The following is a 21,122-nucleotide window of genomic DNA, read 5'->3' as shown; positions in this document are numbered from 1 at the left end:
CTCTGGAGATAAGGCAATGAATAAACGTCATCTGACGTTATCCCTGTTAGCTACGCTGGTCGCTACATCAGCGGGGGCTGCACAGGTGGATCTGCGCATCATGGAAACCACGGACCTGCACAGCAACATGATGGATTTCGATTACTATAAGGATAAACCAACGGATAAATTTGGGCTGGTACGCACCGCCAGCCTGATCCACGCCGCGCGAAACGAAGTGACTAACTCCGTGTTAGTTGATAACGGCGACATCATTCAGGGCAGCCCGCTGGGCGATTACATGGCAGCAAAAGGCCTGAAACAGGGTGATGTTCATCCCGTTTATCTGGCAATGAATACGCTGGATTACGCGGTCGGCAACCTGGGTAACCACGAATTTAACTACGGGCTGGATTACCTGAAAAAAGCGCTGGCCGGAGCGAAATTCCCTTACGTTAACGCCAACGTCATCGACGATAAAACCGGTAAGCCGCTGTTCACCCCTTTCCTCATTACCGATAACGCGGTGAAAGATCGTGACGGCAAAACGCATACTCTGCGCATCGGTTATATCGGTTTTGTTCCGCCGCAAATCATGGTCTGGGACAAAGCGAATTTACAAGGCAAAGTCACCGTTGCGGATATTACAGAGACCGCAAAAAAATGGATCCCGGAGATGCGAAAACAGGGCGCGGACATTATTGTCGCCATCCCCCACTCCGGCCTGTCCGGCGATCCGTACAAAACCATGGCCGAAAACTCGGTGTATTACCTGAGCCAGGTGAAAGGCATCGACGCCATCATGTTCGGTCACGCGCATGCCGTTTTCCCGAGCGAAGAGTTTGCCAATATCAAAGGCGCGGACATCAAACAGGGAACGCTGAATGGCATTCCGGCGGTGATGCCGGGCATGTGGGGCGACCATCTGGGCGTGGTTGATATGGTCTTAAATAACGACGGCGGCAACTGGAAAGTGGAAACCGCAAAGGCAGAAGCGCGCCCGATTTATGACAAAGTGCAGAAGAAATCGCTGGCCGCTGAAGATCAGGATCTGGTGAAAGTCCTCGCGCCTTCACATGACGCGACACGAGAATTTGTCAGCAAGCCCATCGGCAAATCGAACGATAATATGTATAGCTATCTGGCGCTGGTGCAGGACGATCCGACGGTGCAAATTGTCAACAATGCGCAGAAGGCCTACACCGAACACTTCATTCAGGGCGATCCAGATTTAGCGAATCTGCCGGTATTATCCGCTGCCGCACCGTTCAAAGTGGGCGGGCGTAAAAACGATCCGGCCAGTTATGTCGAAGTGGAAAAAGGCGAGCTGACTTTCCGTAATGCCGCCGATTTGTATCTTTATCCGAATACGCTGGTGGTGATGAAAGTCACCGGACAGGAAGTGAAAGACTGGCTGGAATGCTCCGCCGGGCAGTTTAATCAGATTGATGTGAACAGCACTAAGCCACAGTCGCTGATTAACTGGGACGGATTCCGTACCTATAACTTCGACGTGATCGATGGCGTGAATTATCAGATTGATATCAGCCAGCCGGCGAAATATGACGGCGAATGTACGCTCATCAACAAAGATGCTGAGCGCATTAAAAACCTGACGTTTAACGGTAAGCCTATCGATCTGAAAGCGACTTTCCTGGTCGCCACAAACAACTACCGTGCCTACGGCGGAAAATTTGCGGGCACCGGCGATAAGCATATTGCCTTCGCGTCACCGGATGAAAACCGTTCTGTGGTAGCCGCGTACATCAGCGCAGAAACCAAAAAGCACGGTGCGGTTACGCCAACGGCGGACAATAACTGGAAGCTGTCAACAATTAAAGCGCCGCAGCCGCTGGATATCCGCTTCGAGACATCGCCGGGCGACAAAGCCGCAACCTTCATCAAATCTCACGCGCAATATCCTGTCACCGCAAAAGGCACGGACGATATCGGCTTTGAGGTTTATCAGGTCGATTTGCAAAAATAGCCTTTCACTCAACGCTCCTTCGGGAGCGTTTTTTCTTTCTGTACTTCCTTTGAGCTATAGCCTTGCCTTAAACATGCATTTATAATGCATGTTATAAACATCTTCATTTAACGAGGCTTCATCATGGACTATCGCGACCAACCTCTTGGCGCTCTGGCCGTTGCCATTCCGCGTGCAACCCGCCTGTTCCGTCAGTACGATCTGGATTTCTGCTGCGGAGGCAAACAAACACTCCTGCGTGCCGTAACCAAAAAAGAGCTGGATATTGATGCAATTGAGCAGCAACTTGCTGAAATTGCACAGCAACCGGACACTTCCACAGACTGGAAAACCGCGCCGCTGGCGGACATCATCGATTTCATTATTCCGCGTTATCACGATCGTCACCGTCAGGAACTGCCGGAGCTGGTGCTGATGGCGGATAAAGTCGAACGCGTTCATGGTGACAAACTGCCCTGCCCGCACGGTCTGGCGGTTCAGCTGCAGTTGATCCTCGACGAACTGACCCAGCACATGATGAAAGAAGAACAGATTCTGTTCCCAATGATTCGCGGCGGAATGGGCCGTCAGGCTGCCGGTCCAATTTCAGTGATGGAACGTGAGCATGATGATGCGGGTGATATTCTGGAAGAAATCAAACGGCTGACCAATAACGTGACGCCGCCAGAAGGTGCCTGTGTCACCTGGCGTGCGCTGTATGCCGGGATTAACGAATTCATCACCGACCTCATGGAACATATCCATCTGGAAAATAATCTGCTGTTCCCGCGGGCTTTATGCGGCGAATGATTCCGCTATCCGAAAGCAGCAGTCCGTAAAAGACAAAGATGAAAAAAGGGCGCAAATGCGCCCTTTTCGTTTCTGGTTTCCGCGAGGAATTACAGAATTTCTAACAGCTCAACTTCGAAGACCAGAGCGCTGTATGGAGGGATGGAGGCACCCGCACCACGTTCGCCGTAAGCCAAGTTATGAGGGATGTACAGTTCCCATTTAGAGCCTACTGGCATCAGAGTCAGTGCTTCAATCCAGCCAGCAATCACGCCGTTAACCGGGAATTCAGCCGGCTCGCCACGCTGTACGGAGCTGTCGAACACAGTGCCGTCGATCAGTTTACCGGTGTAGTGAACACGTACGCGGTCCTGACGGCCCGGGATAGTGCCTTCGCCCTGAGTAATCACAGAGAATTGCAGGCCGGATTCGGTGCTGCTTACACCTTCGCGCTGCGCATTGGCGGCCAGGAACTCCTGCCCCTGAACAGCCAGAGCTTCCTGACGTTCACGACGAACAGCATCAGCGCGCTCGTGGACTTCACGCAGTGCGCGGTGAACCACATCAACAGGAACGGCTGGCGTATTCCCTTCCAGCGCGTCGCGTAAGCCTGCCAGCAGTGCGTCAGGCTCTAAGCCCTGCAAACCTGATTCCTGCAACTGTTGACCGACCTGCAGGCCGATACCGTAACTTGCCTGCGCTTCTACGCTGTCAAATGAAGGGGTAGTCATGAATTTTCCTTAGCTCTTAAAAATGTCGAAGGCGCAGCATAGCAGCGCAAGGCTTTTGCGTAAAATCCTCTGTGAGGCAACATGACGGCATGCGCAGTTCCTTCTCTCTTTCGATAAATTTTTCGCTTTTGAAGCCGCTTAACCCATCGTTTGAGCGATATTTGTGCTTTGCCCCTTTCCGCATCAAGCAGTTAAACGGCTATACTAGGCAGCAACAGGCAGTCGACATTACAAGAGTTAACAAGAGAGGTCGTCATGGGCAGAATCCCGCCCAGGAGAAGGAAAGCCGTCCGTATTTATCAACCTATGTTGAGATCCTGGATTGCCATTATGAAAAGGCCGATGCAAGACACGACAGCGCAAGCTGAAAACGAAGAGGAAGAAATTACCGAACAAACTGGGCGTTCTTCTTCTGCTGTTATGAAAAGCAAAACGCTGCTCAGCAAAATCTGGCATATGAGTGACGGTTTCCACTGGATGTCGCCCCTGCCTTATGCGCACCGACGCGGCATTATTATCAGTGTTGTGGTGATCCTTCTGGCACTGCTTTGGCCTTATACGCCGGAAAATACTTACGCACCTTCGCAACCGCAACAACCTGCCAGTATTCCGATGCAGGCTGATTTGCGTAACGATCAGGGCCGCACAACTCAGATGGCGCAGCCCGATCCGGTTTCGCCACAGGCCAATGATAATAACGGCACATGGCGCAGTTATCAGGTTCAGTCGGGTCAGACGTTGGCCCAGTTGTTCCGTGATAACAACATGGCCGTGAATGATGTGTTTTCTATGGCGCGGGTCGAAGGTGCTGATAAACCGCTGAGTACGCTCAAAACGGGCCAGCAGGTGAAAATTCAGCGTGATGCGCAGGGCGTGGTCACGGCGTTACAGGTGACGACGGACCAGAATGTGACGGTGACCTTTACGCGCCAGCCGGACGGCAGTTTCCAGCGCAGTAACTGATCTTCTAAAGCTCTTTTCCGCACACAGAAAAACCCAAGCGCAGAAAAGCAAAACGCCGGCACAAGGCCGGCGTTTCACTGGTTTACCTCAGCGTAATTACGCTTCAGCAACCACGATCACGTTCAGTTTAGCGAACACATCGCTGTGTACCTGGAATTCCACTTCGTGGTCACCAGTAGTACGCAGGACGCCATTCGGCAAACGAACTTCGCTTTTAGCAACTTCAACACCAGCAGCAGTGACTGCATCAGCGATATCGCGAGTACCGATAGAGCCGAACAGTTTACCTTCGTCGCCTGATTTAGACGCGATGGTTACTGAACCCAGTTCGTTGATTTTAGTTGCGCGAGCTTCAGCAGCGGACAGAACGTCAGCCAGTTTAGCTTCCAGCTCTGCACGGCGTGCTTCGAAAAATTCAACGTTTTTCTTGGTAGCAGGAACAGCTTTGCCCTGTGGTACCAGGAAGTTACGAGCGTAGCCCGCTTTAACGTTAACTTGATCACCCAGGCTGCCCAGGTTTGCTACTTTATCAAGCAGAATAACTTGCATTACCTTATCCTCTCAGAGTCGTTAATTGACAGTTGCCGATTACTGATGACGATCAGTGTATGGCAACAGAGAAAGGTAGCGTGCGCGCTTGATGCAACGAGCGAGCTGACGCTGGTATTTTGCACGAGTACCGGTAATACGGCTCGGGACAATTTTACCGCTTTCGGTAATGTAGTTTTTCAGCGTAGCGATGTCTTTGTAATCAATCTCTACAACGCCTTCCGCGGTGAAACGGCAGAACTTGCGACGACGGAAATAACGTGCCATTAGGCTAGTCTCCAGAATCTATCAAATCAATCTGCTCGGCATGTAACACCACTTTATTCAGTCCATTGCGCCCTTGATGGCAACTAATGAATCCGGTAACAGTGAGTTGCGTGCCGACCGTTATACTGTGAGTTAATGCTTGTGACGCTTGTCCGCTGACAACGATGGGCATTCTGCACCATGCTTGTCGGCTAAATCCGGCTTCCTGCTGCTGCGAGCGGTGCTCAAGCACAAACTGGCAGTGAGGAATGCCCGAAGGACTGACTTTACGAATGGGGGTCTTGCACACAGTGCCTGACAACACCAGACGATTCGCCGTCACGGCAATTACTCTTCAGAATCCCCAGCTTCAGCATCATCGTTAGCTTCAGCAAAGTCTTCACGGCGATCACGACGTTCGTCTTTTGCTTTAACCATTGGAGATGCTTCAGTTACCGCGTGTTTAGTACGCATAACCATGCTACGGATAACGGCGTCGTTGAAGCGGAAGTTAGTTTCCAGCTCATCGATCGCTTCCTGCGGAGCTTCAACGTTCAGCAGAACGTAGTGAGCTTTGTGCAGTTTGTTGATCGGGTAAGCCAGTTGACGGCGGCCCCAGTCTTCCAGACGGTGAATCTGACCAGCAGCGTTAGTGATTACTGCACTGTAACGCTCGATCATGCCCGGAACCTGTTCGCTTTGGTCAGGGTGAACCATAAAAACGATTTCGTAATGACGCATCGAATTGCTCCTTACGGATTATTCAGCCTCCTGTCAGGGTCAACCGCGGCCCATGGAAGCAAGGAACGTGTTTGTTGTGCGGTCGAAAAAATGACGCGCAATTATATGTACAGCCTGTGGGAAACTCAAGGAGAAAGGCAGATTAATTTTTCAACAGCTTTGCGGCGAAGAATGCCGTACTTTTCGCCAGCGCATTCACCGACACTTTATGCTTCGCTTCCGCTTCTGATATAAACGTCAGGTTCGCATCCGCACCATTCTCTGCGAGTTCCTGCCGCAGGCGCTGACTTTCGCCGAACGGGACGACATCATCCTGTTCGCCATGCCAGACAAACAACGGTTTCCCGGCGATTAAGGCCGTTTTTCCGCTGATATCCAGGCTGAGTAACGGTGCAAATTCACGTTCAAACGCGTCGCGTTGCGCGGAGTCTTGCGTGTCGTAAGCCGGAAAAAGAGAGTGCGATAATTTTGAAAAGTATCCGGAGCCCATCAGATTCGCCGCCACTTTCACCCACGGGAATTTTACCAGCGCGGCCATCGTCGTCATTCCGCCCATCGATACGCCGCCGACGCCTAATCTTTCAGGGTCCGCCAGACCTTTGCCGACAAAGTGATCTTTCAGCACCGGCAACTCTTCAATATTGCCTTGCAAAATACCCCAGAAATTGGCCAGCAGCCGTGCCTCATCGCCATCAGCGCGCGCGCCATGAAGCCGGGCATCAGGCAAAATAACGCGAAAACCAGCCTTCGCCAGCGTGTAACCAAAATAGGAGTAAATTTCTTTCGACGAGGTAAAACCGTGATAGAAAAATATCGTCGGGAGCTGCTGCTGATATTGCCCGGCAGGAACTGCGTGAATAACCTGGATCCCGTCAATATTTTCTTCGTACATCTCAACCATCTGTGACTCCCTTTATGCCTTCTGGCAAACGAGTTTAGCTTCAGTCTGATTTTTATTTTACCGCCCCGCCACCCGCCAGCCACTACCTTTTAAGTATGATTTATAACCACTTATTTAAGTGAAAGTAAAATCAGTCATTTTGGCCTAATTCAAATTCACATATTAAAAATAATTTCATTGATTCAAATCAATTTTTAATGAAATAACTGGTTACATTTGATCATTAATCCTTTCCCGTTTGCCGCCGTTAGTGCGCTTACATAAGCAAACGGAAAAACCCCATGAAAACGGCATCAAAACGTGCATTTCGCCGCTGGAGCATAGGCGCAAAACTGGCCAGTATCGCTTCGCTGCTGGTCGGCACCCTGTTTATTATTTTCACTTTGTCTCTGACACATTCTGCGGGCAAACAGGTAAATGAACTGGCCGTTAATGCTATTTCAGAGCAGGTGACCGGTGTCGTTGACATGATTGAGATGTATAACGCCAGCCTGAATGCCGAAGTCGACAGCTACACGCGCTTATTCAGCCATTTTCTGCCAGAAAATTTTGAGCTTGATACCACCAGCCCGGTGATGGTGGGCAGTGAGTCTGCGCCGGTCATTAAAGCTGGCGGCAATCCCCTGAACCTTGATACGCGGATCCCCGATGATTTTCTGGCACGCACCGGCGCGATCTCTACGGTTTTCGCCCGTCGCGGCGACGATTTTATCCGCGTAACAACTTCGCTGAAAAAGCAAGACGGCACCCGCGCCATCGGAACATTGCTCGACAACGCCAGCCCGGCGTATACGCGGATTATGGCCGGGCAATCCTTTAGCGGCCTGGCAACGCTATTCGGCAAAAAATACATCACCAAATATCAGCCCGTGCGCGACGCACAGGGCAGCGTGATTGGCATCCTGTTCGTCGGTGTGGATATCACGCAGGAGTACGCGGATATGCGCTCCAAAATTTTATCCAAGCGCATCGGTGAGAAAGGCTACTTCTTTGTGCTGAACAGCGCACCGGGGAAAGATCTCGGCAAGTATCTGGTGCATGACACGGATGAAGGCAAAACCCCGGCGTGGCCGGACGGTGAGTTACAGCAGGTAATGTCGCAACCGCATGGAGAGCGCGAGTACACCGATCCGGCCAGCCAGCATCAGCAATTTATTGTCTACGCGAATGTCCCGGCGTGGCATTGGGTGGTTGTGGGCAGTACCGACAAAGACAGCCTGATGGAACAGGTTAACAGCACGCGTAACCGCTTCCTGATGATCAGCCTGCTGGCGCTGGCGCTGTTTGCAGCGCTGTTTATCGGGCTGACGCGAAAACTGGTCAGCCGCCCGCTCAGCGACGTGGTACTGATTGCCCAGCAATATGCCAGCGGTGATTTGCGTGCCCGCGCGCAGACACAGCGCATCGACGAGATAGGTTCCCTGATGCACGCCATTGACGGCATCGGCCACGGGCTGGAGAAAATTGTCGGCGAAGTGCGTCAGGTTTCTTCTGAAATTATGACCAATACGCACGGACTGGCGTACGACAGCGATCAGATCAATCAGCAGATTGGCACGCAGGCGAGCAGTCTTGAAGAAACCTCGGCCAGTATGGAGCAAATTACCGCCACCGTTCAGAACACCGCGGACAACGCCACGCAGGCAACCCAACTGGTACAACAAACCGATAAAGCCGCCACGGTCGGTGCGGATGCGGTGAATCAGTCCGTCGAAAGCATGGAGGCCATCAAACATGCCTCAACGCGTATCGCGGATATCACCACCGTCATCGAAGGCATCGCCTTCCAGACCAACATTCTGGCACTGAACGCCGCCGTGGAAGCCGCAAGAGCCGGTGAACACGGGCGCGGGTTTGCTGTGGTCGCCGCCGAAGTGCGGGCACTGGCACAACGCAGTTCGAATGCGGTGAAAGAGATTGAAAATCTGGTCGCCGATTCACTGAGCAAGGTCGAAGACGGCCATCAGAGCGCGGCCAAAACACAGGCGAATATGAGCGATATTCTGACCGGGATCCGTCAGGTAAAAGTGCTGATGAGCGACATCGACGTGGCCTCGCACGAGCAATCCTCAGGGATTTCGCAGGTCAATATTGCCATCATGCAGATTGGAAAAGCGACACAGGAGAACGCCACGCTGGTGGAGAATTCCCGCCAAACCGCTGCGGCGCTCAGCGAACAGGGACGCCACCTTTCTCAGCTGGTGAGTGTATTTAAAATTTCTGAAAGATAAGGCGTGAGTCGCGCGGCAATAAACACCGCGCAGACTCGCCAGCGTACCGCTGAAAGGGCTACACTCAGACTATCGCCCTTTTACCGGATATCACGATGAAATCCCTCCGAATCTCCGCTGCGTTGCTGTTACTCGCAGCGCTTAGCGGTTGCAGTAACATCATGCAGACAACGCCGGTTCCTCCGCCCGCGCCGACGGAAAAAGCACAGGAAATTACCCGCGCACAAACGTCAACGTTGACCAAAATCGGCAGTATTACTGCCGAAGCCATGGGCAGCCCGATGGACGTCGAAGCGGAAATACGGCGCAAAGCCGATGCGGCGGGCGCACGTTATTACGTCATCATGTTTAACAGCGAAACTATTGTGCCTGGCCGCTGGTATTCTCAGGCCACGCTTTACCGGTAATCATTCGGCCCCGATTGCGCGGTTGATCAGCAACTGACACAGGCGTTCCGGCAACAACGTTTCACCGCGTGGATCCAGCACCAGCCGGCACCACGCGTCGGCCATTGGCGGCGAAGCGAATTCCAGCATCTGCGTTGCCGCCAGCAGGTTAAATAATTGCCCGGTCAGCCAGCGCCCCTGTGCTTCTTCCGGTGTTCGCAGCCGTTGCAGGAACTGGCGTGAAGCGCGGTCAAAAATCCGGTTTTGCCCGCGTGCCTGATGCAGCAGGTGTTGCAGCAGTTCTCCGCTCGCAGGCATTTTTTTCAGCGTTCTCATCACATCAAGACACATCACGTTCCCGGAGCCTTCCCAGATACTGTTCACTGGCATTTCACGATACAAACGCGGCAGTTCGCTGTCTTCGCAATACCCTATCCCGCCTAACGCCTCCATCGCCTCCGCCACAAAAGGCATGCCCTGACGGCATACTTCAAACTTCGCGGCAGGCGTCAGCAGGCGGCACAAAACCTGCTCAACCGGATTATCACGGGCACCGGTCGCAGCACCCAGGCGCATCAGTAGCATGGTTTGCCCTTCCAGATGCAGGGCCATCCGGCTCAGCGTTTGCCGCATCAGCGGCTGTTCAATCAGCGGTTTGCCGAAAACCTGCCGCTGGAAGGCGTGATACAACGCCACGGATAAAGCCCGGCGCATCATGGCGTGGCTGCCCAGCGCGCAGTCAAAACGCGTATGTCCGCCCATTTTCAGGATATGGCGGATCCCTTCGCCCTCATTGCCCAGCAGCCAGCCCGTCGCATCCTGAAACTCTACTTCGCTGCTGGCATTCGAGCGGTTACCGAGTTTGTCTTTCAGGCGTTCAATGCGGATGGCATTACGCGAGCCATCCGGCAGAACCCGTGGCAGAAAGAAGCAGGAAAGCCCGCCGCCGGCATGCGCCAGCACCAGATGTGCATCGCTTTGCGGCACCGAGAAAAACCATTTGTGCCCGGTCAGATGATACGGTTTTCCGCTGCCACGGCCTTCCAGCGCAACCGCCCGCGTGGTGTTGCTGAGCACGTCAGAACCGCCCTGCTTTTCGGTCATACCCATACCAATCAGCACACCTTTTTTCTGATCGCCGGGCTGTAAATGCGGATCATAGCGGTCAGACAACAGCGGTTTCAGCCAGTTGCGAAATTCCGCAGGCAGGTACTGTTGTAAAAGAGGAATCGAGCCGAAAGTCATCGTCACCGGGCAAAGTGTTCCGGCCTCAACCTGAGCATGCAGGATAAATCGCGCCGCCCGCGCCACGGCGGAACCGATACGTGCATCCTCCTGCCACGGCAAATTATGCACGCGGTTGGCAACCAGCCCCTGCATCAGCAAGTGCCAGGCCGGGTGGAAACGGACATCGTCTAGCCGTTCGCCGGTGGTGTCATAGCGCAGAAGATCCGGTGGATTCGCATTCGCCAGCCGTCCAAGTTCCAGCGATTCGGCAGAGCCCAGCTGCTGCCCTAAAGAGGCCAGCACGTCATTGTCCCAGCCCGCCAGCTGACGTGAAACAGCTTCGCGCAGCGGCGTATCGGAGAGGAATAAATTGCTGTTACTCAACGGTTTGGGCTGATTGAAAACCCGGTGTGTTTCCCAGTTCATCGCCTGCTCCCTTTCAAAAGGATGAGGTATCAGTATGGTAAAAAGCGGGGAATTAACAGGCGCGCAGATCACAAAGGCAGAAATGCAAACGGGAGCCCGAAGGCTCCCGTTTTATGGCATGAAATCAGAAACTGAAATCAGCTTTTTTTCAGACCGCGCTGACGTACCGCTTCGAACAGACAAACACCGGTCGCGACAGACACGTTCAGGGAAGACACACTGCCCGCCATCGGGATGCTGATCAGCTCGTCGCAATGTTCGCGGGTCAGACGGCGCATACCTTCGCCTTCTGCGCCCATCACCAGCGCCATCGGGCCGGTCATTTTACTCTGGAACAGGTCATGATCTGCTTCGCCAGCCGTGCCGACGATCCAGACGTTATGTTCCTGCAATACACGTAAAGTCCGCGCCAGATTGGTCACGTTGATCAACGGCACATTTTCTGCCGCGCCGCTGGCGACTTTTTTGGCTGTCGCGTTCAGTTTTGCAGAACGGTCACGCGGAACGATAACGGCATGAACACCGGCCGCATCAGCGGTACGCAGGCAGGCACCGAGGTTATGCGGGTCAGTTACGCCGTCCAGTACCAGCAGGAACGGGCAATCGAGGCTTTCCAGCAGCGCAGGCAGATCGTTTTCCTGATACTGGCGGCCTTCACGCACGCGGGCAATAATTCCCTGATGCACAGCACCTTCGGATTTCTCATCCAGCCACTGGCGGCTCGCCACCTGGATAACAATGCCGCTGGCTTCCAGCTCGTCGATCAGCGGCTTCAGACGTTTGTCGTCACGACCTTTCAGGATGAAGACTTCCAGAAAGCGCTGCGGATCGTTGTCGAGTAAGGCTTTAACGGAATGAATACCGTAGATAATTTCGCTCATGATGCTCTTTAAAATAGACTTGCGGACAGCATGCTGTCCGCAATTTAATAAGGTTACGGGCGATTCTACCATAGAAGAATCGCCGGGAAGGATTAGCTGTCAGTCGACTTTTTCTTCGCGCGCTTGGCTTTGGTGGCCGCTGCGATTTTCGCCGTTTTATCAGAAGGCTTTTTGGCTTTCTTTGGTTTGCCGTCTTTACCGACTGCACCAACAACCTTTTCTTTCTTCGGCCTGGCAGGTTTCGCGTCGTCTTTACGGAAAGCGCTGTCCGGCTCGAAGTTCACGTTTTTCTTGCCGGTACGGCGACGCCCTGCATTGGCCGGCGCGGCGGAACGCATGGAACGTTCGCCACCTTTTTTGGCGCGATCACGGGCTGTTTTGCCTTCACCACGCGCTTTACGGGTGCTGGAAACCAGTGCGAAATCGATTTTTCGCTCATCCATATGTACGGCTTCAACGCGGATTTCTACCGTATCGCCCAGGCGGTAAACCGCGCCGGAAGATTCGCCCACCAGGCGCTGCCCGATGTTGTCGTAACGATAGTAATCGTTGTCCAGCGAGGACACATGTACCAGACCGTCGATGAACAAGTCGTTCAGGCGCACGAAGAAACCGAAGCCGGTGACGCTGGCGATAATACCGGTGAAGACTTCACCGACGTGATCCTGCATGAAGTCACATTTCAGCCAGTCAGCCACGTTACGGGTCGCTTCATCCGCACGGCGTTCTGCCATGGAACAATGCTCGCCGAGCTGCAACATGTCTTCGTAATCACTGTGCCAGCCGCCGGTTGGCGTCCAGCGGTCTTTCAGCGTGCCGTGCTCTTTCGCCAGCAGATATTTGATGGCGCGGTGCAAGGCCAGATCCGGATAACGGCGGATTGGAGACGTAAAGTGCCCGTAGGACTGCAACGCCAGACCAAAATGACCGCGGTTTTCCGGGTCATAAATCGCCTGTTTCATCGAACGCAGCAACATCGTTTGCAGCATTTCGCGGTCAGGGCGATCCGCCAGTTCATCCATAATCTGAGCATAATCTTTCGGCTCAGGTTTCAGACCGCCGCCCATGACCAGACCCAGCTCACCCAGCACGCTTCGCAGCGCGGAAATATGGTCGTCGCTTGGACGGTCGTGAACACGGAACAATGCAGGTTCGTTATGCTTTTCAACAAAACGCGCCGCCGCGATGTTCGCGAGGATCATGCACTCTTCAATGAGTTTGTGCGCGTCGTTACGGACGGTCGGTTCGACACGTTCGATACGGCGCTCGGCGTTGAAGATGAATTTCGCTTCTTCCGTTTCAAAGGCGATGCCACCGCGTTCTGCACGCGCCTGATCCAGCACTTTGTACATGGTATGCAGTTCAAGCAGATGCTTAACCAGCGGGTTGTACTGCTCGCGCAGCTCAGGATCGCCTTCGATGATGCGCCAGACTTTGTTGTACGTCAGACGCGCATGGGAGCTCATCACCGCTTCGTAGAATTTAGAGCTGGTCAGCTTGCCCTGCGCGGAGATCGTCATCTCACAGACCATACACAGACGGTCAACCTGCGGGTTCAGGGAACACAGGCCGTTCGACAGGACTTCCGGCAGCATCGGGACAACCTGCGACGGGAAGTAAACAGACGTCGCGCGGCTGCGTGCTTCGTCATCCAGCGCTGTGCCGTGGCGGACGTAATAACTCACATCAGCGATAGCCACCCACAAGCGCCAGCCGCCACCACGTTTTTTCTCGCAATATACGGCGTCATCAAAGTCGCGGGCGTCTTCACCATCGATGGTGACTAACGGCAGGCTGCGCAAATCGACGCGGCCTTTTTTGGCTTCTTCCGGCACCTGTTCGCTCAGGTCTTCTACCTGTTTCAGAACCTGTGGCGGCCAGACGTGCGGGATTTCGTGGGTACGCAACGCGATATCCACCGCCATACTGGTGCCCATTTTATCGCCCAGCACTTCAACAATTTTACCCACTGCTTTGGTACGGCGGGTTGGACGCTGCGTCAGCTCCACCACCACCATATACCCCATGCGCGCGCCGTTAATGGCATCGGCCGGGATCAAAATATCGAAGCTCAGGCGGCTGTCGTCAGGCACCACAAAACCCGCGCCCGCGTCGGTAAAGTACCGGCCAACAATCTGGCTGGTTTTTGGCACCAGAACGCGCACGATACGCGCTTCACGGCGGCCTTTACGGTCGGTGCCGACCGGTTGTGCAAGCACCACATCACCGTGGATGCACATTTTCATTTGTTCAGCAGAAAGGTATACGTCGTCTTTCTTAACGCCTTCAAGACGCAGGAAACCATAGCCATCACGGTGGCCAATGACGGTGCCTTTCAGCAAGTCCAGACGTTCCGGCAGCGCGTAACACTGACGGCGGGTGAAGACCAGCTGTCCGTCACGCTCCATCGCACGCAGGCGACGACGCAGGGCTTCCAGCGCCTCTTCCCCGGACAAGTTGAGTTCATTACCAATTTCTTCCCGGCTGGCTGGCGTTTCACGTTTAGCGAGGTGTTCAAGAATGAATTCACGGCTGGGAATAGGTGATTCGTATTTTTCTGCTTCTCGTTCCAGGAATGGATCTTGTGACATAGCGGTTCCTCCGTTGTCATCAGCAGTTTGTTGAAAGTCTTTCATTCAACAAGCAATAATTTGTAGAGCGTTGAGTTGTCTTTGACCATATCGGCCAGAGTGTACTGATTCAGCTCATCAAGAAAATGTTCTACAGCAGTGTGCAGGACTTGTTTTAACCGGCAGGCAGGCGTGATGTGGCAAAAATCACTGGCGCAATTCACCAGTGAAAGCGGCTCCAGTTCGCGAACCACGTCACCAATGCGGATTGTCTGCGCCGGTTTACCCAGCTTAATGCCCCCGTTTTTACCGCGAACAGCGGTGACCAGGCCTGCACGGCTCAACTGATTAATGATTTTCACCATGTGGTTGCGCGATACACCGTAAACCTCGGTGACCTGCGTAATATTAGTCATCTGACCGTCTGGCAGTGATGCCATATAAATCAACGCTCTCAAACCATAATCAGTAAAACTCGTTAACTGCACACATACCTCTGGGTAGTTGTTTACCCGGTCTTTCTACGTCAGCAATGACAACAGGGTGAAGATGATTGTTTATTATGACACTTTGATGATAAACCAGCCGCGAACTTTGCAGCTAATCATTTAGATAGTGGATGCTTCGCGGGAAGTAAACAAGCGTGGGCAGTCAGAAAAAAATAAACCGGGCAAATTTGCCCGGTTATGACGTTTTTACGCAATCAGCTCAGGCTGTTATGCGTCAAACGGGTCGCGCAGGATCATGGTTTCGCTACGATCCGGGCCAGTCGAAATAATATCAACCGGAACTTCAGTCAGCTCTTCAATGCGCTTGATGTAGTTCAGTGCTGCCTGAGGCAGATTTTCGACTTCTTTCACGCCAAAGGTGGTTTCGCTCCAGCCTGGCATGATTTCGTAGATTGGCTCGATCCCTTCCCAGCCTTCTGCTGCCAGCGGAGTGGTTGTCATTTCGCGGCCATCAGGCATGCGGTAACCGACACACAGCTTCACTTCTTTCAGACCGTCCAGCACGTCCAGTTTGGTCAGACAGAAACCAGACAGGGAGTTGATCTGCACAGAACGACGTACGGCAACGATGTCCAGCCAGCCGCAACGACGGCTACGACCGGTGGTCGCACCAAATTCGTTACCTTGCTTACGCAGGAATTCGCCAGTTTCGTCGAACAGTTCAGTCGGGAACGGACCTGCACCTACGCGGGTGGAATAGGCTTTTACGATACCCAGAACGTAATCAACATAACGTGGGCCAATACCAGAACCGGTAGCGACGCCGCCTGCAGTGGTGTTGGATGAGGTTACGTACGGATAGGTCCCGTGGTCGATGTCCAGAAGCGTACCTTGTGCGCCTTCGAACATGATCAGATCGCCACGCTTACGCGCGCCATCCAGCAGCTCAGACACGTCAACAACCATAGCCGTCAGGATGTCGGCGATAGCCATGACATCATCCAACGTTTTCTGGAAATCAACGGCTTCTACTTTGTAGTAGTTAACCAGCTGGAAGTTATGATAATCGATGATTTCTTTCAGCTTGATAGCGAAAGTTTCTTTGTTGAAGAGATCGCCAACGCGCAGACCGCGACGGGCAACTTTATCTTCATAAGCCGGGCCGATGCCGCGACCAGTGGTGCCGATAGCTTTATCGCCACGCGCTTTTTCGCGCGCCATGTCCAGTGCGACATGGTAAGGCAGGATCAGCGGGCAAGCTTCAGAGAGTAACAGACGTTCGCGTACAGGGATGCCACGAGCTTCAAGTTCGCCCATTTCTTTCATTAACGCGTCAGGTGCCAGAACAACACCGTTGCCGATGATGCTGATCACGTTCTCACGCAGAATGCCAGACGGAATTAAATGAAGAACGGTTTTTTCACCGTTGATAACCAGAGTGTGACCGGCGTTGTGACCGCCCTGATAGCGCACAACATATTTAGCCCGTTCAGTAAGCAGGTCTACGACCTTGCCTTTCCCTTCATCACCCCATTGTGTGCCGAGTACGACGACGTTCTTACCCATCTCAAGAATCACCAGGTTGCTTAAAAAAGGATTCTAACATCTCATTCTGTGCTTTCCAGTACTTTTAGCACACGTTTGCGGGAAAAATTTTAATTGCGTGCTACCGGTCTCAGCAGGACGTGACACGCTGAACGTAACAAAACCTCAACCCCCCAGACGACCACGCAACATGTAGTAAATTACGAAGCCTGCGACCACAAGCCCCCCGCCAAAACGACGTAAAACAGAGTCCGGAAGATTCGCCAGGGTAAGGATCATTTTTCTCCACGATTTTGGATAAAGCATCGGCCCCAGGCCTTCCAGAACCAAAACTAAGGCCAGCGCCAGCCAGATTGTCGAATTCATGGTGAATGTGTCTCAGTGATTCCCTTCAACAGGAAAATGCGTTTCAGAAATGACAAAAGGCCCACAAAGGGCCTTTTAGAAAATTGCATCTGCAATTATTTAGTTTTTAGCTGATCAGGTGACTTCATGAAGCGGAAGAAATCGCTGTCAGGGCTTAACACCATGACATCGTTACCGCTCTTGAAGCTGGCCTCATAAGCACGCAGGCTACGGATGAACGCATAGAAATCCGGATCCTGGCTGAATGCATCAGCAAACAGTTTCGCCGCTTCAGCATCGCCTTCACCACGTGTGATACGGGCGGTACGTTCTGCTTCAGCAACCGTACGGGTTCTTTCGTAATCTGCGGCAGCCTGAATCTTGGTCGCCTCTTCTTTACCCTGAGAGATGTGACGCAATGCAACAGCATTACGCTCAGCGCGCATACGATCGTAAATTGCGCTGGACACTTCTTCCGGCAAGTTGATTTGTTTCAGACGAACGTCAACCACTTCAATACCCAGCGCCGCCATGCTGTTCGGGTTCACCGCAGGCTGTTTGCCTTTGGTTTCCTGCTCAACACGTTTAGCCGCAGACGCGATAGCATCATCCGCTTCGGTAGTGGCTTCCGGCTCGTCGCCTGCGCTGCCGGTGTTCAGTGCGTCACGCACGTCCAGCGTCAGACGGCCCCGGGAATCGGTCACAATGTCTTTCACATCCAGACGACCAATTTCAGAACGCAAACGGTCACTGAATTTACGTTTCAGCAAAACTTCGGCCTGAGAGACGTCACCGCCGCCCGTTGCCAGATAGTAACGGCTGAAATCGCTGATGCGCCATTTCAGATAAGAATCGACGATCAGGTCTTTCTTCTCGCTGGTCACGAAACGGTCAGCCTGGTTATCCATCGTCTGGATACGCGCGTCGAGCATTTTGATGGATTCCACAAATGGAACCTTAAAATGCAGGCCCGGCGCATAGACCAGAGGCTTGTTATCGCTGTCGCGCAGGACTTTACCGAAACGCAGCACGATACCGCGCTGGCCTTCCTGAACCACAAACAGTGAAGCATAAAGCGCCACCAGCACCACAACGACGATAAGTAAAAATGACTTACGCATTGTTATTCTCTCCCTACGCGAAGTGTATCGTCACGCTGTGCATTAGCACGGCGCTGGTCCATGACACTGCCAGACGAACGGGAACTGCTGTTATCGGCACTGCTTTTGCCATTACTGCTGGTCAAACCCGGCACAGAAGGTAACAAACCTGTGTCATCATTTTTGCTGGTATCGTTCGCTGCCGCGTTATTTCCACGCAGCATCTGATCCAGTGGCAATACCATCAGATTGTTTCCCTTGTCGCTTACCAGAACTTTACGGGTATGACTGAGGACTTTTTCCATGGTTTCGATATAAAGACGCTCGCGGGTAATTTCCGGTGCGGCTTTATATTCTGGTAACAGTTTTGAGAACCGGGCCACTTCACCCTGCGCTTCCAGAACGGTACGGTCTTTATACGCTTTTGCGTCTTCCAGCAAGCGTTGTGCTTCACCGTTTGCCAGAGGCTGGATCTGGTTCGCGTAAGCTTCTGCTTCACGAATAGACTGTTGCTCTCTTTCACGGGCGGCAATCGCATTATCGAAAGAAGCTTTGACTTCTTCCGGCGGACGCGCGGTCTGGAAGTTGACGTCCTGAATGGTGATACCCATTTTGTACGGACGAATGGTTTCTTCCAGTACTCGCTGGGTGTCACTACGCACGGTGGTACGGCCTTCAGTCAGGATTTTATCCATCGTGTATTTGCCGATAACGCCACGCAATGCGCTGTCCGTCGCCTGACTCAGGCTGTCGTCAGGGTTGGCGACGCTGAACAGGTACGCTTCAGGGTTAGTCACGCGGTACTGCACGTTCATTTCAACGCGTACCACGTTTTCATCAGACGTCAGCATTACACCCGACGCTGCCAGTTCACGTACGGCTTCGACGTTCACTGCGCGAACCTGATCGATGAAAGTAGGTTTCCAGTTCAGGCCCGGTTCAACCAGATGGCTGAACTTACCAAAACGGGTGACCACGCCACGCTCCGCTTCTTTAATGGTATAGAAACCTGTCGCGGCCCAAATCACAACCACCGCGGCAACCGCAATGCCCGCAATCCGGGTGCCACTCATTCCATGACCAGAACCGGTTGGCGTACCGTTGTTATTATTGTTGCCTGAACCTTTTCCACCGAATCCACCCAGCTTCTTGCTAAGTTTACGGAAGATATCATCCAGGTCAGGAGGCCCCTGATTGCGGCCGCCTTTGTTGTCATTATTTCCACCAGAATTTCCACCAGAGTTGCCGCTATTATTGCTGCTGCCCCAGGGGTCGCGGTCCTGTCCGTTATTACCGGGCTGATTCCACGCCATGTTATAGCTCCATTATTCTATGATTGGTGTTCTTCAGGCCAAATCAGACAGGCTCTGGTTGCGGACATAGCTTTCCAATTCCTGCTCTTGTTTGCAGAGGCGACGCCAGTCAACGATGGGCATTCGCACCATCAGACCGATACAGCCATCCTCTTCAATCCATTCTTTTTCAATTGCCTGAAGCTGGTAAAAACGGCTACGAAGGCGGCCAGCTTCCGGCGGTAAGCACAATTCATGCTGCGCGATTTCGCCAGAGAGTCGCTCCGTTAATGCCTGAAAGAGCAACGGAATACCTTCACCTGTCACGGCTGAGAGCCAGACCCTGACCGGCAAATTCTCCTCGTTGCGGTCGATACGCGGGACAAAATCGTCCAGCATATCTATTTTGTTCATCACTAACAGCGCAGGGATTTCATCTGCTTCAATCTCTGCCAGCACCGTATTCACCGCGTCAATATTTTCTTGAACACGGATATCCGCTGCATCAATAACATGTAGTAACAGAGATGCCTGTCGGGTTTCCTGCAGCGTTGCTTTAAAGGCAGCAACCAAATCATGAGGCAGGTGACGAATAAACCCTACGGTGTCCGCCAAAACCGTCTCCCCAACATCAGCCACCATAATACGGCGCAGCGTAGGATCCAGTGTAGCAAACAACTGATTGGCCACGTAAACATCGGCCTGAGTAATACGGTTAAAGAGTGTGGATTTTCCGGCGTTGGTATATCCAACCAAAGACACCGTTGGGATATCCGCACGAACGCGTGAACGACGACCTTGTTCTCGCTGCTTAGCCACTTTTTCAAGACGGCTGAGGATCAATGTAATTCTGTCGCGCAGTAAACGGCGGTCAGTTTCGAGCTGGGTTTCACCCGGGCCACGTGCGCCAATGCCACCGCCCTGACGCTCAAGGTGTGTCCAGCCGCGAACCAGTCGGGTAGCAATGTGGCGTAATTGCGCCAGTTCTACTTGTAACTTACCTTCGTGAGTTCGTGCCCGCTGGGCAAAAATATCTAAAATCAAACCGGTGCGGTCGACAACGCGACATTCGCATAAGGCTTCCAGGTTTCGTTCCTGGCCGGGGGACAAAGCGTGATCGAACAGGATGACAGAAGCGCCCGTTGCTTTGACGGCATCTGCGATTTCTTGGGCCTTTCCTTCACCGACAAAGTATTTAGGGTGCGGTGCCTTGCGGCTCCCGGTGACGACTTGCAACGCCTCTACACCTGCAGAAGATACCAGCGATTCAAACTCGCTCAGGTCTTCCGTGTCTTTGTCTTGCGAGAAATAGATATGAACCAGTACGGCCTGCTCACCGGCTTCATAACGGTCAAACAAGCTTGCGACCTCTCATTTGGGAAAAATTCGCCAGCCGGGGGTGCATAAGCATAATCGGAATACTTATGAACCCCTTCGTGGTTGACCAACGTTGCGCTTTATTCAGCGTCATCGTTTTCCTGCTGCGGCTGTTGCGCAGACGGAGTGCTACCATGGTGATAATTGCTGGTGCCGCCCGTACCTGGGTTATTGCTATGATGCGATACCGGGCGTGAAGGCACTACGGTGGAGATAGCGTGTTTATACACCATCTGGCTTACCGTATTTTTTAACAGAATGACAAACTGGTCAAAAGACTCAATCTGGCCTTGCAGCTTAATACCATTCACCAAGTAAATAGAAACCGGAACACGTTCACGACGCAATGCGTTCAGGAACGGATCTTGCAAAGATTGCCCCTTAGCCATTCTATCTTTTCCTTATTAGTTTGTTGTTTGTAACTTTGA

The 21,122-nt window shown here is 52.9% G+C and carries 21 protein-coding genes; 5 read left to right on the top strand and 16 right to left on the bottom strand.

The genetic code is table 11. The features are described from left to right. Positions 1-16 precede the first annotated feature (16 nt). Positions 17-1,966: a bifunctional 2',3'-cyclic-nucleotide 2'-phosphodiesterase/3'-nucleotidase gene (locus CWS43_RS17055; RefSeq protein ID WP_101078293.1), complete on the top strand. Its 1,950-nt coding sequence runs from the start codon at positions 17-19 to the stop codon at positions 1,964-1,966. Between the two features lie 123 nt (positions 1,967-2,089). Beyond that, positions 2,090-2,755 carry an iron-sulfur cluster repair protein YtfE gene (ytfE, locus tag CWS43_RS17050; protein ID WP_101078292.1) on the top strand — a complete coding sequence of 222 codons (666 nt, stop codon included), beginning with the start codon at positions 2,090-2,092 and terminating at the stop codon, positions 2,753-2,755. 89 nt (positions 2,756-2,844) lie between these two features. Here the strand turns inward: ytfE and fklB are convergent, their stop codons facing one another. Next, positions 2,845-3,465 (bottom strand): FKBP-type peptidyl-prolyl cis-trans isomerase, encoded by a 621-nt coding sequence (gene fklB / locus CWS43_RS17045; RefSeq protein WP_095923686.1) that lies wholly within the window; start codon positions 3,463-3,465, stop codon positions 2,845-2,847. Positions 3,466-3,720: 255 nt separating this feature from the next. Here fklB and CWS43_RS17040 point away from each other — a divergent pair, with 255 nt between their 5' ends. After that, positions 3,721-4,428 carry an OapA family protein gene (locus CWS43_RS17040; RefSeq protein WP_101078291.1) on the top strand — a complete coding sequence of 236 codons (708 nt, stop codon included), beginning with the start codon at positions 3,721-3,723 and terminating at the stop codon, positions 4,426-4,428. A 96-nt stretch (positions 4,429-4,524) separates the two neighbouring features. Here CWS43_RS17040 and rplI read toward each other — a convergent pair whose 3' ends face one another. From rplI to yjfP, 5 genes are all read right to left on the bottom strand, one after another. Then, on the bottom strand, positions 4,525-4,977 hold the full coding sequence (rplI, locus tag CWS43_RS17035; protein ID WP_101078290.1) for a 50S ribosomal protein L9: 453 nt from the start codon (positions 4,975-4,977) through the stop codon (positions 4,525-4,527). A 39-nt stretch (positions 4,978-5,016) separates the two neighbouring features. Continuing rightward, positions 5,017-5,244, bottom strand: coding sequence for a 30S ribosomal protein S18 (rpsR, locus tag CWS43_RS17030; protein ID WP_002210155.1), 228 nt, complete (start codon positions 5,242-5,244; stop codon positions 5,017-5,019). A gap of 4 nt (positions 5,245-5,248) precedes the next feature. Beyond that, a complete protein-coding gene (priB, locus tag CWS43_RS17025) occupies positions 5,249-5,566 on the bottom strand; it encodes a primosomal replication protein N (protein WP_101078289.1) in 318 nt (105 codons plus the stop codon). A gap of 5 nt (positions 5,567-5,571) precedes the next feature. Further along, positions 5,572-5,964, bottom strand: a complete 393-nt coding sequence (rpsF, locus tag CWS43_RS17020) for a 30S ribosomal protein S6 (protein ID WP_013573776.1) — start codon at positions 5,962-5,964, stop codon at positions 5,572-5,574. Positions 5,965-6,106: 142 nt separating this feature from the next. After that, positions 6,107-6,865, bottom strand: coding sequence for an esterase (yjfP, locus tag CWS43_RS17015; protein WP_101078288.1), 759 nt, complete (start codon positions 6,863-6,865; stop codon positions 6,107-6,109). A 281-nt stretch (positions 6,866-7,146) separates the two neighbouring features. Between yjfP and CWS43_RS17010 the strand changes: the two genes are divergently transcribed. After that, on the top strand, positions 7,147-9,096 hold the full coding sequence (locus CWS43_RS17010; RefSeq protein WP_101078287.1) for a methyl-accepting chemotaxis protein: 1,950 nt from the start codon (positions 7,147-7,149) through the stop codon (positions 9,094-9,096). A 95-nt stretch (positions 9,097-9,191) separates the two neighbouring features. Continuing rightward, complete coding sequence (bsmA, locus tag CWS43_RS17005; protein ID WP_101078286.1) at positions 9,192-9,503, top strand: biofilm peroxide resistance protein BsmA; 312 nt, start codon at positions 9,192-9,194, stop codon at positions 9,501-9,503. Here the strand turns inward: bsmA and CWS43_RS17000 are convergent, their stop codons facing one another. The 10 genes from CWS43_RS17000 to hfq form a co-directional block, all read right to left on the bottom strand. Beyond that, positions 9,504-11,135: an isovaleryl-CoA dehydrogenase gene (locus CWS43_RS17000; protein WP_101078285.1), complete on the bottom strand. Its 1,632-nt coding sequence runs from the start codon at positions 11,133-11,135 to the stop codon at positions 9,504-9,506. A gap of 137 nt (positions 11,136-11,272) precedes the next feature. Continuing rightward, a complete protein-coding gene (gene rlmB / locus CWS43_RS16995; RefSeq protein WP_014411562.1) occupies positions 11,273-12,016 on the bottom strand; it encodes a 23S rRNA (guanosine(2251)-2'-O)-methyltransferase RlmB in 744 nt (247 codons plus the stop codon). Between the two features lie 92 nt (positions 12,017-12,108). Further along, entirely contained in the window at positions 12,109-14,607 is a 2,499-nt protein-coding gene (gene rnr / locus CWS43_RS16990) for a ribonuclease R (protein ID WP_101078284.1), read from the bottom strand. 41 nt (positions 14,608-14,648) lie between these two features. After that, positions 14,649-15,074 (bottom strand): nitric oxide-sensing transcriptional repressor NsrR, encoded by a 426-nt coding sequence (gene nsrR, locus CWS43_RS16985; RefSeq protein WP_101078283.1) that lies wholly within the window; start codon positions 15,072-15,074, stop codon positions 14,649-14,651. A 228-nt stretch (positions 15,075-15,302) separates the two neighbouring features. Next, positions 15,303-16,601, bottom strand: coding sequence for an adenylosuccinate synthase (locus tag CWS43_RS16980; RefSeq protein WP_101078282.1), 1,299 nt, complete (start codon positions 16,599-16,601; stop codon positions 15,303-15,305). 144 nt (positions 16,602-16,745) lie between these two features. Beyond that, on the bottom strand, positions 16,746-16,946 hold the full coding sequence (locus CWS43_RS16975; protein ID WP_101078281.1) for a DUF2065 domain-containing protein: 201 nt from the start codon (positions 16,944-16,946) through the stop codon (positions 16,746-16,748). Positions 16,947-17,041: 95 nt separating this feature from the next. Further along, a complete protein-coding gene (hflC, locus tag CWS43_RS16970) occupies positions 17,042-18,046 on the bottom strand; it encodes a protease modulator HflC (protein ID WP_101078280.1) in 1,005 nt (334 codons plus the stop codon). 2 nt (positions 18,047-18,048) lie between these two features. Beyond that, positions 18,049-19,338 carry an FtsH protease activity modulator HflK gene (gene hflK, locus CWS43_RS16965; protein WP_101078279.1) on the bottom strand — a complete coding sequence of 430 codons (1,290 nt, stop codon included), beginning with the start codon at positions 19,336-19,338 and terminating at the stop codon, positions 18,049-18,051. A gap of 33 nt (positions 19,339-19,371) precedes the next feature. Beyond that, a complete protein-coding gene (gene hflX / locus CWS43_RS16960; protein ID WP_101078278.1) occupies positions 19,372-20,676 on the bottom strand; it encodes a ribosome rescue GTPase HflX in 1,305 nt (434 codons plus the stop codon). A gap of 98 nt (positions 20,677-20,774) precedes the next feature. Next, complete coding sequence (gene hfq, locus CWS43_RS16955; protein WP_101078277.1) at positions 20,775-21,083, bottom strand: RNA chaperone Hfq; 309 nt, start codon at positions 21,081-21,083, stop codon at positions 20,775-20,777. Positions 21,084-21,122: the final 39 nt, after the last annotated feature.

This window comes from Rahnella sp. AA (assembly GCF_002834385.1).
Taxonomy (GTDB): Bacteria; Pseudomonadota; Gammaproteobacteria; order Enterobacterales; family Enterobacteriaceae; genus Rahnella.
This window is presented reverse-complemented; position numbering and strand designations above follow the sequence as displayed.

What these genes read in the sequence shown, in the direction of transcription:
- CWS43_RS17055 (WP_101078293.1), top strand. Translation starts at nt 17, where the DNA reads ATGAATAAACGTCATCTGACGTTATCCCTGTTAGCTACGCTGGTCGCT.
- ytfE (WP_101078292.1), top strand. Translation starts at nt 2,090, where the DNA reads ATGGACTATCGCGACCAACCTCTTGGCGCTCTGGCCGTTGCCATTCCG.
- fklB (WP_095923686.1), bottom strand. Translation starts at nt 3,465, where the DNA reads ATGACTACCCCTTCATTTGACAGCGTAGAAGCGCAGGCAAGTTACGGT.
- CWS43_RS17040 (WP_101078291.1), top strand. Translation starts at nt 3,721, where the DNA reads ATGGGCAGAATCCCGCCCAGGAGAAGGAAAGCCGTCCGTATTTATCAA.
- rplI (WP_101078290.1), bottom strand. Translation starts at nt 4,977, where the DNA reads ATGCAAGTTATTCTGCTTGATAAAGTAGCAAACCTGGGCAGCCTGGGT.
- rpsR (WP_002210155.1), bottom strand. Translation starts at nt 5,244, where the DNA reads ATGGCACGTTATTTCCGTCGTCGCAAGTTCTGCCGTTTCACCGCGGAA.
- rpsF (WP_013573776.1), bottom strand. Translation starts at nt 5,964, where the DNA reads ATGCGTCATTACGAAATCGTTTTTATGGTTCACCCTGACCAAAGCGAA.
- yjfP (WP_101078288.1), bottom strand. Translation starts at nt 6,865, where the DNA reads ATGGTTGAGATGTACGAAGAAAATATTGACGGGATCCAGGTTATTCAC.
- CWS43_RS17010 (WP_101078287.1), top strand. Translation starts at nt 7,147, where the DNA reads ATGAAAACGGCATCAAAACGTGCATTTCGCCGCTGGAGCATAGGCGCA.
- bsmA (WP_101078286.1), top strand. Translation starts at nt 9,192, where the DNA reads ATGAAATCCCTCCGAATCTCCGCTGCGTTGCTGTTACTCGCAGCGCTT.
- CWS43_RS17000 (WP_101078285.1), bottom strand. Translation starts at nt 11,135, where the DNA reads ATGAACTGGGAAACACACCGGGTTTTCAATCAGCCCAAACCGTTGAGT.
- rlmB (WP_014411562.1), bottom strand. Translation starts at nt 12,016, where the DNA reads ATGAGCGAAATTATCTACGGTATTCATTCCGTTAAAGCCTTACTCGAC.
- rnr (WP_101078284.1), bottom strand. Translation starts at nt 14,607, where the DNA reads ATGTCACAAGATCCATTCCTGGAACGAGAAGCAGAAAAATACGAATCA.
- CWS43_RS16980 (WP_101078282.1), bottom strand. Translation starts at nt 16,601, where the DNA reads ATGGGTAAGAACGTCGTCGTACTCGGCACACAATGGGGTGATGAAGGG.
- CWS43_RS16975 (WP_101078281.1), bottom strand. Translation starts at nt 16,946, where the DNA reads ATGAATTCGACAATCTGGCTGGCGCTGGCCTTAGTTTTGGTTCTGGAA.
- hflC (WP_101078280.1), bottom strand. Translation starts at nt 18,046, where the DNA reads ATGCGTAAGTCATTTTTACTTATCGTCGTTGTGGTGCTGGTGGCGCTT.
- hflK (WP_101078279.1), bottom strand. Translation starts at nt 19,338, where the DNA reads ATGGCGTGGAATCAGCCCGGTAATAACGGACAGGACCGCGACCCCTGG.
- hfq (WP_101078277.1), bottom strand. Translation starts at nt 21,083, where the DNA reads ATGGCTAAGGGGCAATCTTTGCAAGATCCGTTCCTGAACGCATTGCGT.